Annotated in this window: 12 protein-coding genes; 4 read left to right on the forward strand and 8 right to left on the reverse strand. The window is 58.4% G+C overall.

What is annotated here, in order from left to right:
- Both NTD87_RS02795 and NTD87_RS02800 read left to right on the forward strand, forming a co-directional pair.
- The coding region (locus NTD87_RS02795) for an RHS repeat domain-containing protein (protein WP_262111719.1) at nt 1-826 on the forward strand (826 nt) is incomplete at its 5' end.
- The gene (locus NTD87_RS02800) at nt 826-1,239 is read left to right on the forward strand and encodes a hypothetical protein (RefSeq protein WP_262111720.1); all 414 of its coding nucleotides are present in this window, start codon (nt 826-828) and stop codon (nt 1,237-1,239) included. The genes NTD87_RS02795 and NTD87_RS02800, both read left to right, overlap by 1 nt.
- 33 nt (nt 1,240-1,272) lie before the next feature.
- Here NTD87_RS02800 and NTD87_RS02805 read toward each other — a convergent pair whose 3' ends face one another.
- Both NTD87_RS02805 and NTD87_RS02810 read right to left on the reverse strand, forming a co-directional pair.
- Nucleotides 1,273-3,072 carry a bifunctional diguanylate cyclase/phosphodiesterase gene (locus NTD87_RS02805; RefSeq protein ID WP_262111722.1) on the reverse strand — a complete coding sequence of 600 codons (1,800 nt, stop codon included), beginning with the start codon at nt 3,070-3,072 and terminating at the stop codon, nt 1,273-1,275.
- A gap of 127 nt (nt 3,073-3,199) precedes the next feature.
- Nucleotides 3,200-5,287 (reverse strand): carboxy terminal-processing peptidase, encoded by a 2,088-nt coding sequence (locus NTD87_RS02810; protein ID WP_262111724.1) that lies wholly within the window; start codon nt 5,285-5,287, stop codon nt 3,200-3,202.
- 222 nt (nt 5,288-5,509) lie between these two features.
- Here NTD87_RS02810 and NTD87_RS02815 point away from each other — a divergent pair, with 222 nt between their 5' ends.
- On the forward strand, nt 5,510-6,472 hold the full coding sequence (locus tag NTD87_RS02815) for a zinc-binding dehydrogenase (protein ID WP_262111725.1): 963 nt from the start codon (nt 5,510-5,512) through the stop codon (nt 6,470-6,472).
- 115 nt (nt 6,473-6,587) lie between these two features.
- Here NTD87_RS02815 and NTD87_RS02820 read toward each other — a convergent pair whose 3' ends face one another.
- The 6 genes from NTD87_RS02820 to NTD87_RS02845 all read right to left on the reverse strand — a co-directional run bounded on the left by NTD87_RS02820 (nt 6,588) and on the right by NTD87_RS02845 (nt 11,974).
- The gene (locus NTD87_RS02820; protein ID WP_262111726.1) at nt 6,588-7,241 is read right to left on the reverse strand and encodes an HAD family hydrolase; all 654 of its coding nucleotides are present in this window, start codon (nt 7,239-7,241) and stop codon (nt 6,588-6,590) included.
- A gap of 43 nt (nt 7,242-7,284) precedes the next feature.
- On the reverse strand, nt 7,285-8,289 hold the full coding sequence (locus NTD87_RS02825) for an ABC transporter ATP-binding protein (protein ID WP_262111727.1): 1,005 nt from the start codon (nt 8,287-8,289) through the stop codon (nt 7,285-7,287).
- Entirely contained in the window at nt 8,286-9,086 is an 801-nt protein-coding gene (locus NTD87_RS02830) for an ABC transporter permease (protein WP_262111728.1), read from the reverse strand. Before NTD87_RS02830 ends, NTD87_RS02825 begins: the two co-directional genes overlap by 4 nt.
- Complete coding sequence (locus NTD87_RS02835; RefSeq protein ID WP_262111729.1) at nt 9,073-9,918, reverse strand: ABC transporter permease; 846 nt, start codon at nt 9,916-9,918, stop codon at nt 9,073-9,075. The genes NTD87_RS02830 and NTD87_RS02835 overlap by 14 nt, the downstream gene beginning before the upstream one ends.
- Nucleotides 9,915-10,721 (reverse strand): alkaline phosphatase family protein, encoded by an 807-nt coding sequence (locus tag NTD87_RS02840; protein WP_262111730.1) that lies wholly within the window; start codon nt 10,719-10,721, stop codon nt 9,915-9,917. Before NTD87_RS02840 ends, NTD87_RS02835 begins: the two co-directional genes overlap by 4 nt.
- Nucleotides 10,722-10,897: 176 nt before the next feature.
- Nucleotides 10,898-11,974 (reverse strand): ABC transporter substrate-binding protein, encoded by a 1,077-nt coding sequence (locus NTD87_RS02845; protein WP_262111731.1) that lies wholly within the window; start codon nt 11,972-11,974, stop codon nt 10,898-10,900.
- A gap of 349 nt (nt 11,975-12,323) precedes the next feature.
- Between NTD87_RS02845 and NTD87_RS02850 the strand changes: the two genes are divergently transcribed.
- The gene (locus tag NTD87_RS02850; RefSeq protein ID WP_262111732.1) at nt 12,324-13,037 is read left to right on the forward strand and encodes a UTRA domain-containing protein; all 714 of its coding nucleotides are present in this window, start codon (nt 12,324-12,326) and stop codon (nt 13,035-13,037) included.
- Nucleotides 13,038-13,085 lie beyond the last annotated feature (48 nt).

Raw genomic sequence — 13,085 nt, forward strand, 5'->3', positions numbered from 1 at the left:
GCTGATCGCCGAACACAGCCGCGAGCACCACCGCAGCTATGTCTACGAGCCCGGCAGCTTCCGCCCGCTGGCCATGCTCGACGGCTACGGCCCGAAAAAAGCCTGCCCGTTTTATTACCAACTCGACCACCTCGGTACCCCACAGGAACTCACCGATTACAGCGGCGAGATCGTCTGGTCCGCCACCTACAAGGCCTACGGCAAACTCGCCAGCCTCCAGCAGTTTGGCGAAGAGCAACTGGAGCAACCGCTACGGTTTCAAGGGCAGTACTTCGACGCTGAATCAGGCCTGCATTACAACCGGCATCGCTACTACAATCCGGACATTGGCCGCTACCTGACGCCGGATCCGAGCAAACTCGCCGGTGGGACTAACGGGTATCAGTACACCCCGAACCCGACGGGGTGGGTGGATCCGTTGGGGTTGAATGACTGCCCGGGGGCGGGTAAATGCAAGAAGCCGGGGGAGGCGGAAAATCCGGCGGGGAAGGCGGGGGTTGATGAGGGGGAGGTGGTACCGCCCTCTGTAAGAGTAACGGACAAGTGGAGCCGTGAGCCTAAAAGCATCCAAGATCAGATGACTTTGAAAGCAGCTCAGTCGGGGGAAGGTAACGTCATCATTAGAAACCTTAGTGACCCTGATTTTAAAGGCATGGAAAAAATGGAGTTGAAAGTAAAGTCAGTAAACGGAAATGACTCTGTTGTTCACTTTGTTAGAGATCAAAAAACGGGGAGTCTATTGGATTTTAAGTTTAAGAAGCATAGCGTCGAGCGAATGAAACCTTGGGGTAATGACCCTGTGGTACCACCTGGAGATTACCCATAATGAAAGTAGTGTGCAAAATCGATAACTTGCATAGCGTGGAAGACTCGAGCGTTTTCGCTAGGCTCAAACGCTATATCTCCGACTCAAATGGAGTGCTGGATCTCCAAGTTGGTAGGGAGTACGTGGTTTATGGTGTGGAGTTTTGGGATAACTGCCCATGGTTCTATCTATGTACTGAGGACGATGATGAATATCCAAAACCCTTTGCAGCAGATTTTTTTGAAACTACAGATAAGCGTATTTCTAAATGCTGGACGCTGGTGACCAGTCCTTGTGAAGGGGACGAAAACTCAACGCGTCTTGTATTCGAGGAATGGGCTAGGGATAGTGCCTTTTACGAGCGTCTTATTGACGGGGAGGGAGACGCCGTTACATTGTTTGCTGAGTATCGGTTTCTGATGGATTCCGAGTAAAGAAGAGGGGGGCGATTTGTTTGCCACCCTGCATCAGATTAAAGTTGCATTGGTTGCTATAGGGGAATGAACCTGCTCCTCCCGCTCCAAACTATCAATCACATGAATACTATACCCCTGCACATTCTTCGCATGATGCTTGGCCTGTGAGGCCATCTCCGCGAGCTGGCTGGAATCGAGCTGTTCGCAGGCCTGCGGGTGTAAATGCACCACGCCAATCGACAGCGACAGCAGCGGAAACTCCTGACGAACTCCTTGACGGTTGGGGGCGATGAAACAGCCGGCTTCCAGGTGTTCCGCGCGGTAGAAACGTCGGCATTGGCTGTGGAAGTCCTCGAACAGTTGGTTCAGGCGCTTGCGCCAGTCTTCCGGGCCGAGGACCAGCAGGAAGTCATCGCCGCCGATATGACCGACGAAATCGCGGCTGGGGTCGACGCGGTCATTCAGGCATTGCGCCAAGCACAGCAGGACTTCGTCGCCACGGCCGTAGCCGTAGATATCGTTGAAAGGTTTGAAGCTGTCGATGTCGACGTAGCAGATCACTGACTCGCGGCTCTGTTGCAGCAGTCGCGTCAGGCATTGCTGAATCGGTACGTTGCCCGGCAACAGGGTCAGTGGGTTGGCGTAGCGGGCTTGCTGGATCTTCAGCTCGGTAATCAGTTTGAGCACGTCGATCACCCGACCCAGGCCCAGATAGCCGCCGTTGAGGGTGATGATGAAATCCTCTTCGATACGTTGCCGGGCGCGACTGGTGATCAGTCGGCTGACCTGTTGCAGCGACTGGCTGAGCTCTACGGCGAGGAAGTCGCCGCTCATCAGACGGCTGATCGGCTTGCGTGCAAACAGGTCGGTGGCAAACGGCTTGAGCAGCGCATCGGACAGCGAATGGCGGTGGACGATGCCGCAGGGATGGCCGAGTTCGTCGAGCACTGCCAGCGAGTTCAGGTTGGCCTGACGACGGAAGGCTTCCAGTACGTCAGCGGTGGGTGTGTCGCGGGCTACGGCCGGATGTTCGTTGAGCAGCGCGCTGAGGTCACTGACTTCATCGCTGAGCGTCACTGCGCTGATGTCGTGCTTGGGCATCATCGTCCGGGCGTCCCGTGGCGGATGCTCTTGCGGACGGCACAACAGATAGCCCTGCACCAGGTCGACCCCCATCTCGGTCAACACTGCGAGCTCTTCAGGCAGTTCGATACCTTCGGCGATAACTTGCGCCCGTGAGGCTTTGGCGATTTGCAGGATCGAGCCGACGAATTCGCGTTTCAGCGCGTCCTGGTGGATACCGTCGATGAAATGCCGGTCGATCTTCACGTAGTCCGGACGCAACTCCGACCAGAGTCGCAGGCTCGAATAACCGGCCCCCAAGTCATCCAGTGCTATCGAAAAGCCCATGGCCCGATAGTGATGCAGCGCGTTTTGCAGCAACTGAAAGTCGTCGGTCGGGGTTTGCTCGGTCAGTTCGATCACCACCTGGCTCGGCGGGATGCCGAAATCCTGCAGCATTTGCAGGGTTCTACCGGGTTGGTGGCCGGCTTCGAGCAGCGATTCGGGGGAGACGTTGAGAAAGAGTTTGCCCGGTAACTGTTGTTCGTTGAAACGACGACAGGCGCTGTGCCGACAGGCCATTTCCAGTTCGCTGAGACGGCCAGCCTGGCGGGCCACGGCGAACAATGCGATGGGCGAATGCAATGGGCTGTTGGAGGGACCGCGACTGAGCGCTTCGTAACCGAGGATGCGCCGTTCGGACAGAGAAACGATCGGCTGGAACAGACTGTGCAAACCACTTTGAGCCAGGATTGAACTCAAGGCACTCAGCTGTTCGGTCGTGGTCATGGCGATCTCTGGCGATAAAAAAAGGACTGGGCGCGCTCTTGATTAGAGAGTGCGCCCAGTCCTGTATTTCACGACAGAATGATGACTGTTTGATGACGATCCGGGGAGCGTCAGCATTAAATTGCCATCACTTTTTGTTGCTGGCGACCGCCGTGTTGAGCTTCAAGTAATCCAGCAGAATCCGCCCGGTTTCGCTCAGGTAGGCATCGTCTTCCGGTTTGGTCTTTTCCGGCTCCGCCGCGATGGCGTCTTCGTCTTCTTTCTTCAGTTCTTTGAGCGGCTCTTCGCCCTTGGCCTTGCGGCGGGTGTTTTCCATCGCCAGTTGCTTGGCATCGATGTCAGCGTGTTGTGCGCGACGTTCAGCTTCGTTGAGGCTGACGGTTTTTTCTGCCATCAGCTTCTGCGCCAGCGCCAGTTTGTCGCGAATGAACACAAACTCCGCGTCCTTGGCCGAACGGGCGTCATGCTCGGATTTGAGCTGTGCCAGGTACGGTTTGAACGGATCGACTGCCGGCTTGATGGCCGGGCGAATGGTGTCCCACGGCATGGATTCCGGCAGAGCGCTCTCGCCGATTTCCTTGGTGTCGATGATCGACGGGAAATCGACATCCGGCAGCACGCCCTGATGCTGGGTGCTCTGACCGGAAACCCGGTAGAACTTGGCCAGCGTCAGTTTCAGCTCGCCATGGTTCAGCGGCTGGATGGTCTGCACAGTGCCTTTACCGAAGGTCTGACCGCCGATGATCAGCGCGCGGTGGTAGTCCTGCATGGCGCCGGCAAAAATCTCCGAAGCCGAAGCAGACAGGCGGTTGACCAGCAACGCCATCGGGCCTTTGTAGAAGGCGCCCGGGCTTTCGTCTTCCAGTACATCGACCCGACCATCGGCATTACGCACCAGTACGGTCGGACCTTTGTCGATGAACAGACTGGTCAGCTCGGTGGCTTCCTGCAAGGAGCCACCGCCGTTGTTGCGCAGGTCGATGACCACGCCGTCGACCTTGTCTTTTTGCAGTTCGGTCAGCAGCTTCTTGACGTCGCGAGTGGTGCTCTTGTAATCCGGATCACCGGCGCGGAAGGCCTTGAAGTCCAGGTAGAAAGCGGGGATCTCGATGACGCCGAGCTTGTAGTCCTTACCGTCCTGTTTCAGGTTGAGGATCGACTTCTTCACCGCCTGATCTTCAAGCTTCACCGCTTCGCGGGTGATCTGCACGATCTTGGTGGTCTGGTCGTTTGGCGCATTGCTGGCCGGGATCACTTCCAGGCGCACCACGGTGCCTTTCGGTCCACGGATCAGCTTGACCACTTCGTCCAGGCGCCAGCCGACCACGTCGACCATCTCCTTGCTGCCCTGGGCAACGCCGATGATCTTGTCGGCCGGTGCAACCTGCTTGGTCTTGTCCGCCGGGCCTGCCGGCACCAGACGCACGACTTTCACCTGGTCGTTATCGCTCTGCAACACGGCGCCGATGCCTTCCAGCGACAGGCTCATGTTGATGTCGAAGTTCTCCGCGTTATCCGGTGACAGATAGTTGGTGTGCGGGTCGTAAGACATGGCGAAGTTGTTGATGTACGCCTGGAAGATGTCTTCCGGACGGGTCTGGTCCAGGCGCGACAGCTGATTCTTGTAACGCTTGGTCAGGGTTTCCTGAATCTGTTTCGGGTCTTTGCCGGCGATCTTCATGCGCAGCACTTCGTCCTTGACGCGTTTGCGCCACAGGTCGTCGAGCTCGGCACTGGTCTTGAGCCACGGGGCATCCTTGCGATCGATCAGCAAGGTTTCCTTGGTGGTGAAGTCCATCTTGTCGACGCCTTTGTTCAGCTCGACCAAGGCGAAGTCCAGACGCGCTTTGACGCGGTCCAGGTAACGCTTGTAGATGGTGAACCCGGCGTTCAGGTCGCCGCTTTTGAGGAAGTCGTCAAACTGGTTTTTCCATTTGTCGAATTCGGCAATGTCGCTGGCCAGAAAATAACTGCGCGACGGATCCAGCAGCTTCAGGTAGCTGTCGTAGATGATCGCGGAGCGCGCGTTATCGAGCGGCGGCTTGCTGTAATGGTGGCGCTTGAGCAACTCGACGACGTTCAGGCTGGCAATCACCTCGTCACGATCGGGCTGAAGGTTGTCCCAGCTATTGGCTGCGAACGTAGTGGGCGACAGCGACAAGCTGCCCAGGCCAATGAAAAGCGCGAGTGCGGTGCTGGGGAACAAATGCTTCATGCTGATTCGACGCGGGGGCAATTGATAACGCATATTAGGCCGTCTTTAAAGTCGCCGGTTCCACAAGGCTCTACGCAAACTGCCTGCGTGTCGATCATGCCGCGCTAAAATCAGGCTGATCGCCACTCGACGAGTTCTCGTACGACCCTCGGGCCGGTCGCATAATGCAAAAAGCCCGTCGCTACAGCATCGGGCTCAGTCCAGACTCACTATGGAGGCACTGTGAAAGCATTGCAAGGCGTTGAAGGTCAAGTGGAGTGGGTTGAAGCACTGCGTCCGACGTGTGACGTAGGACAAGTTCGCATTCGAGTGGCGGCAGCAGGTCTCAACCGAGCCGATTTGTTACAGAAAGCGGGGCTCTATCCGCCGCCGCCGGGGGCCAGTCAGGTGCTCGGTCTAGAGTGTTCAGGTGTGATCAGCGAGGTCGGCGCGGGGTCGTCCTGGCAGGTCGGTGATCGGGTTTGCGCACTGCTGGCGGGCGGCGGGATGGCCGAAGAGGTGGTGGTCGATGGCCGTCACGTATTGCCGGTGCCAGAGGGGCTGTCGCTGGCTGAAGCGGCAGCCTTGCCCGAGGTCTACAGCACCGTTTGGCTGAATTTGTTTCAACTGGCTGCGCTCAAACCGGGTGAGAAAGTTCTCCTGCACGCCGGGGCAAGTGGAATTGGTTCAGCTGCCATTCAGCTTTGCAAGGCGTTCGGCAACCCGTGCTGGGTCAGCGTCGGTTCGGCGGATCGGCTGGCCTACTGCGAGGCCCTGGGCGCGCAAGGCGGGGTGGTGCGCACTGATCACCTGGACGGTTTGAGTGACCTGGGGCCGTTTGATGTGATCCTCGACCCGGTCGGCGGCAACTATGCGGCACTGAACCTGAAGTTGCTCGCACGTGACGGTCGTTGGGTATTGATCGGCCTGATGGGCGGTCGTGAAGCACAACTGGATCTGGCGCAAATGCTGGCCAAGCGGATCCATTTGCTAAGTTCGACCCTGCGCAGCCGCGACGAGCAGTTCAAGGCCGACCTGTTCAGTGATTTACGTCTGCATGTCTGGCCGCTGTTCGCCGAAGGACGCCTGAGCCCGCAACTGGCCAGGACCTTCCCGATCAAGGACGCCGAAGCGGCGTTCGCCGAGCTTGCGACCAATCAGGTGTCGGGCAAAGTGGTGTTGGTGATCGACGAGAGCCTGGTCTAAAGGGCTTCATTGAACCTGTGGGAGCGAGCCTGCTCGCGATTCAGGCGACGCGGTCTACCTGTGAGACCGCGTTATCGTTCATCGCGAGCAGGCTCGCTCCCACACAGGTTCTCGGTTACTTCCAGGTGTGAATCGGCCAACCAGCCTTTTCGGCGTGCTCAAGCAATACCGGATCCGGGTTGACCACATGCGGATGGTCGACTTTGAGCAGCAATGGCAAGTCGTTACGTGAGTCCGAATAGAAACTCGCGCCTTCAAGGTTTTCCTCTTCGGCGTCCAGCCACTCCAGCAAGCGAGTGATTTTGCCTTCGCGGTAGGTCAGGGTGCCGACCGTGTTGCCGCTGTAGACCCCGTGAGTGACTTCCAGCTCAATACCGAGGATTTCGTCGACGCCCAAACGTTCGGCGATGGGTTTGACCAGGTGTGTGCCCGAAGCGGAGATCACCAGAATCCGGTCGCCAGCCTTGCGGTGTTCGGCGATGGCTTTGCAGGCGTCGCTGAAGATGATCGGTTCGATCACGTCTTCAACCCACGGCGCCACAAGGTGCTCGACTTCTTCCGGGGTGCGTCCGGCCATCGGCTCCAGGCTGAAGGTCATGTAGTCCTCCATGGCCAGGTGGCCCTTGCCGTAGGAGTCCATCAATTCCTTGTCGCGACGCAGGAAGGATTCGCCATCGACCCAACCGAGGCGGACCATCTGCTCGCTCCACAGCGAGGCGCAGTCGCCATGGATGAGGGTTTCGTCCAGATCAAAAATTGCCAAGGCCATCAGTGCAGCTCTCTCTTTAACATCAGTGTGCACAACAAAAGCATCAGGCTACCTCACACAGGGCCGTCGGATCGATAGAAAGCGCCAGCCGTTGACCGTCGGCATGCAAATCAGCCGCCGAACGGTTCAGCACATCCACCACCAGTTCCACGCCGCGAGCCTCGACCCGATAACGGATCACGTTGCCCAGCAGGCTGTGGCTACGGATAAGCGCATCCGGCTCGCCATTGAGGCTCAGTTCGATGGCTTCCGGGCGGATCGCGATGCGGCCATTGATCGGCCGTTGCAGCAGCTTGCTGGCACTGGCGGCGTCGAGCAGGTTGTAGTTGCCGATGAAGCCGGCGGCAAACACATCGACCGGTGCGGTGTAGAGCGTTTCGGCGTCGCCGCTCTGGACGATCTTGCCCTGGTTCATCAGGAAGATCCGGTCGGACATGGTCAGGGCTTCTTCCTGATCGTGAGTCACGAAAATGGTGGTCAGCCCCAATTCGCGCTGGATCTGCCGGATCTGCTCACGCAGGTGTTTACGGATTCGTGCATCCAGCGCCGACAGCGGTTCGTCGAGCAACAGCAAGCGTGGTCGGGTCACCAGCGAGCGGGCGAGGGCGACGCGCTGGCATTGGCCGCCAGACAGTTGATGGGGATAACGGGCGGCGAAGTCATTCAGTTCCACCAGTTGCAACACTTCCAGCACACGCTTGCGGCTGTCGTCGGCGTTGACCTTTTGCATGCGCAAACCGAAGGCGACGTTCTGCTCCACGGTCATGTTGGGGAACAGTGCATAGCTCTGGAACACCATGCCAATCCCGCGTTTTTGCGGGCTCAGCGGCACCAGATCCTGACCGTCGAGCAGGATCTTGCCGTCGTCCACCGCGGTCAGCCCGGCGATGCAGCGCAGCAGGGTCGACTTGCCACAACCGGACGGGCCGAGCAGGGTGACGAACTCGCCTTTCTGGATTTCGCAGTTGATGTCGCTGAACACCGGGGTGCCGGCGGAGCCTTTTTGTGAGTAGCTTTTTTGCAGGTGTTGGACGCTGACATAGCTCATTGGCTTTTGTCCTTGTTCAAGATATTGGCCGCCCAGGTCAGAACCAGCACAAAGAAGAAATAGGAAATCACCAGCGCGCTGGTGAAGTGACCGCTGCTGTTACGCATGTTGTTGAGGTAGACCTGCAGGGTTTCGTAGCGCGTGCCGACGAGGATGTTGGCGAACACGAACTCGCCGAAGAGGAACGAGAACGACAGCAGCAACGCCACCATCAAACCCTTGCGCAGGTTCGGCAGCACCACCAGGAACGCCGCTTGCCAGGTACTCGCGCCGAGCAGTTGGGCGGAATCCATCAGGTCGCGCAGGTTGATCGCTTGCAGGTTGTTGGTGATCGCCCGGTACATGAATGGCAACGCTACGGTGAAGTAGCAACCCACCAGAATCCACGGTGTGCCGACCATCGCAAACGGCCCCGAACCATAGAGTTGCAACAGCCCCACGGAAGAGACCACCGGCGGTACCGCGAAGGGCAGCAGGATCAGGATGTTCATCAGTGCGTCGAGTTTCGGGAAGTGGTAATGCACCACGAACAGCAGCGGCAGGATCAGCACCACCGACAAAATCAGCGCCCCCACGCAGACCAGCAGAGACTGACCAAAGGCATTGAGGAAACGCGGGTCGCTCCACAGCTGGATGTACCACTTGAAGGTAAAACCGCTAGGCAGAACGGTTGCCGACCAGCTACTGGCGATCGAATAGATCAGCGTCCCGGCCAGCGGCAGTAACAGGATGGTAAACAGCAGGTACACCACGACCCGGTGGTAGACACCGGCGGGGCCCAGTTCAGCGCGAGACATGGTAGCTCCTCTTCAACAGCAACTGATGGACCACGGTCACCAGGGTCATCAACGCCACGAGCACAACGGCCAGGGCACTGGCCATGTTCGGGTCCAGGGAAATGTCGCCCGAGACCATCGCCGCGATACGGATCGGCAGCACGTTGAAGTTGCCGGTGGTCAGGGCGTAGACCGTGGCATAGGCACCGAGGGCGTTGGCCAGCAGGATCACGAAGGTGCCGAGCAATGCCGGGGTCAGCACCGGCAAGCCGATGTGCCGCCAGAACTGCCAGCCGTTGGCACCGAGCAGGGCCGCCGATTCGCGCCAGTCTTCACGCAGGGCGTCGAATGCCGGGTAAAGCAGCAGCACGCCCAAGGGAATCTGGAAGTAGGTGTAGAGGATAATCAGCCCGGTTTTCGAATACAGGTTGAAGTCCTGAATGAGCCCGGCCTGCTTGAGCATGATGGTGAAGCTGCCGTTGAAGCCCAGCAGGATGATGAACGCAAAGGCCAGCGGTACACCGGCGAAGTTGCTGGTCATGTTGGCGAAGGCGTTGACGAAATTGCGCAGCTTCGAATCCACCCGGCGCAGCGAATAGCTGCCGAGGATGGCGATGACGATGCCAAACACGCTGGACCAGAAGCTGATCTCAAGGCTGTACTGGATCGCCTGCAGATAGAACTTCGAGCTGAAGATCTTGTTGAAGTTGGCCAGGCCCCAACCGAATTCTTCCGATTGCACGCTGTTGATCAGCACCCAGCACAGCGGGGCGATCTGAAACACGATAAAGAAAATGGCGAAGGGCACCAGGCACAACGCCGCCAGCCATTTGCCACGGGTGATTGAGTTCACTTGAGCAGCTCCCGGCACACAGGTTTGTCGTGGGCAACACCCAGCAACTCGCAGACGGTGCCGCACAGTTCGGTTTGTTTGGGGGCCGCGTCGGGATTGAAGCTGAAGGCATCGCCGATGACGAACAGTGGCACTTCGCGTTCTTCGGCGAGCAGGCCATTGTGGGAACGGTCGTTGTTCATGCCATGGTCGGCGGTCACCAGCACCTGATAACCGGCGTCGAGCCAGCCTTGCAGGTAGTCGGCGAGGATGATGTCGGCCGAACGTGCGCTGTTGCGGTATTGCGCGGTGTCGAGGCCGTGCTTGTGCCCGGCGTCGTCGATGTTCATGGGGTGAACCAGCAGAAAGTTCGGCGCATGGCGCAGACGCAGGTGCTCGGCGTCGGCGAACAGGTGCGAGTCCGGGTAGTGATCGGACCAGTAGAAATGCGCGTGCTGGATCGGCAGTTCGGTGTTGTCGGTGTGACGGTCGCGTGCCGCAATGAACGGTGAGCGGTTATACAGTTCGCTGACCCAGTGGTAGGCCGCGGCGGCGGTGCTGAGCCCGGCGGCGGTGGCGTAGTGGAACACGCTGCGCTGGTTGGACAGGCGCGACACATTGTTGTGGACGATGCCGCTGTTGATCGGCGTGACGCCGGTCAGAATGCATTCGTAGAGCGGGCGCGACAGAGACGGCAGTTCGCATTCGAGTTTGTAGAGGGCCGCACGTTCTGCACCGACGTAAGCCTGAAGATGCCCCATGGCGTGGCGGGCGACCTCGTAATTCAGGCCGTCGAGAACGACAAGGATGACGTTGTGCTGCATAGGGGCAAAAACTCCGCGAAACAGAAATCTCGAAATCAATTCAATCTACTGTGGGAGCGAGCCTGCTCGCGATGGCTGCTCAACATTCGACACATGTGTTGAATGTCAGACTGCAATCGCGAGCAGGCTCGCTCCCACAGGGATCCTCATCAGATCCCCCGAGGGGATCTACAGCGTTATTGCATATTGATGATGACTTCTTCCTGCCACTTCTGCGGCAGGGCCTTGGAGGTTTTTTCCCAGGCGTCGGCGTCTGTGATCGGCTTGGGCTTGGCGGCTTCGTATTGCGCGGCCGGGATCAGGTTTTTCGCTACATCAGCCGGCAGTTTCAAGCCCGTTTCAGCACGAATCGGGCGAGCATTACCACGCGCCAGGTTGATTTGGCCGGCGTCGCTGAAGATGTACTCGCGGGTCAGTTTGGCAGCGTTCGGATTCTTGGCGTATTTGTTGATAATGGTGGTGTAACCGGACTTCACCGAACCATCGGACGGGATCAGCACGACGTAGTCATCCGGGTTTGCCATCTTGGCTTTATAGCTCAGGCCGTTGAAGTCCCAGACCACACCGACTTCGACTTCACCCTTTTCCATGGTGGCGATTGTCGGGTTGGCCAGCGACAGGCGACCTTGCTTGGCGATCTCGGCGAACATCAGCAATGCCGGCTGAATGTTCTTTTCATCACCACCGTTGGCGATGGCGGCGGCCAGTACACCGTTGGCGGCTTGTGCGGCGGTGCTCACGTCACCGATGGACACCTTGTATTTGCCAGTCTTGAGGTCAGCCCACTTGGTGGGTGCTTCAGAACCGTGCAGCAGCTTCTTGTTGACGATAAAGGCGATGGTGCCGGTGTAGGCCAGTGCCCAGTTACCGTCCTTGTCTTTGGCCCAGTCCGGGACTTGCGCCCAGGTGCTTGGCTTGTACGGTTGAACCACGCCTTGCTTGACCGCGATCGGGCCGAAGGCGGCGCCGACGTCGCCGATGTCAGCACTGGCGTTGTCTTTTTCGGCGGCGAACTTGGCCACTTCCTGGGCCGAGCTCATGTCAGTGTCGATGTGCTTGAGGCCGTAGTTCTTGGCCAGGTCTTCCCAGGTACCTTTCCAGTTGGCCCAGTCATCGGGCATGCCGACACTGTTGACGGCGCCTTCCGCTTTCGCAGCGGCTTCCAGGGCTTTTAAATCGGTATCAGCCGCCATCGCGGCAGTGCACATGGCAATGGTCGAGCCTAACAGTGATGCCAGGAAAAGCTGTTTCATCCGAAGCTCCTTTGGGCGTATTCAACGCTGCGTTTTGCGGTTTGTTGGTCTAGGTCAGCAATACCTGAGCCAATTTAGGTGAGCTGGATGACACTTTGATGTCGGTGTCAGGCGCGCTCGCATTCTTTTCGCTCGGTAGTGAGGGCTGCGAGATAAGCGTAGACCATGGTCAGGAGGCCGGTTTGCAAGGACTTGGCCGCTTATTTGCAAAGGTCTTGATCAGCCGTTCGGCGGCTTTGTCATCGATCAGTCATATGTATTGCCTAGGCTTGCAACACGCTTCAGGACGCGTTTTTGGACGCGGTCCTGCCCTGAAACAGTGCTGGTCTAGTCCAGATAGGTAACGTTAATGCGCGAAGAGGCAACCAAAGCGGTGACAGCCATCGGTCAGGTGCTGCAGGAGCAGATCGACCACGGTCTGCTGGCGCCCGCGAGCAAGCTGCCGGCCGAGCGCAAACTCAGTGAGTTGTTTGGCACCACGCGGATTACTGTGCGTGAGGCATTGTTGCAGCTGGAAGCGCAGGGGCAGATTTATCGCGAAGAGCGGCGTGGCTGGTTCGTCTCGCCGCCGCGGCTGGCCTACAACCTGATGCAGCGCAGCCACTTTCACGCGATGGTCAGTGCCCAAGGGCGGGTGCCGTCGACCGAGGTGATTTCGGCGCGTTTGCAACCGGCGTCAGCGGCGGTGTGTGCCTGGTTGCAATTGCCGGCGCTGTCGAGTGTGATCCAGATCTGCCGGACCCGGCGTATTGACGGGCGGTTGGTGTTGTACGTGGAGCACTACCTCAACCCACAGTTTTTCCCGGGGATTCTTGAGTTCGACTTGAATCAGTCAATCACCGAGTTGTATGCGCGGCATTACGATTTGCACTACGGGCGGGTGCGCTTCGAGATCGTGCCGACCTCGTTGCCGGTGGATGCAGCGGCGGCGCTGAAAGTGTCACTGGGGAGTCCGGGGTTACGGATTGCTCGGGTCAATTATGATCAGCATCAGCGGCTGATCGATTGTGACCTGGAGTTCTGGCGACATGATGCGATTCATGTCGGGGTGGATGTGGTTTGACCAAGGTTTTTCTGGTACGCCGGGAAATACCTGTGGCGAGGGAGCTTG

This window comes from Pseudomonas sp. 6D_7.1_Bac1 (genome assembly GCF_025465945.1).
GTDB lineage: Bacteria > Pseudomonadota > Gammaproteobacteria > Pseudomonadales > Pseudomonadaceae > Aquipseudomonas.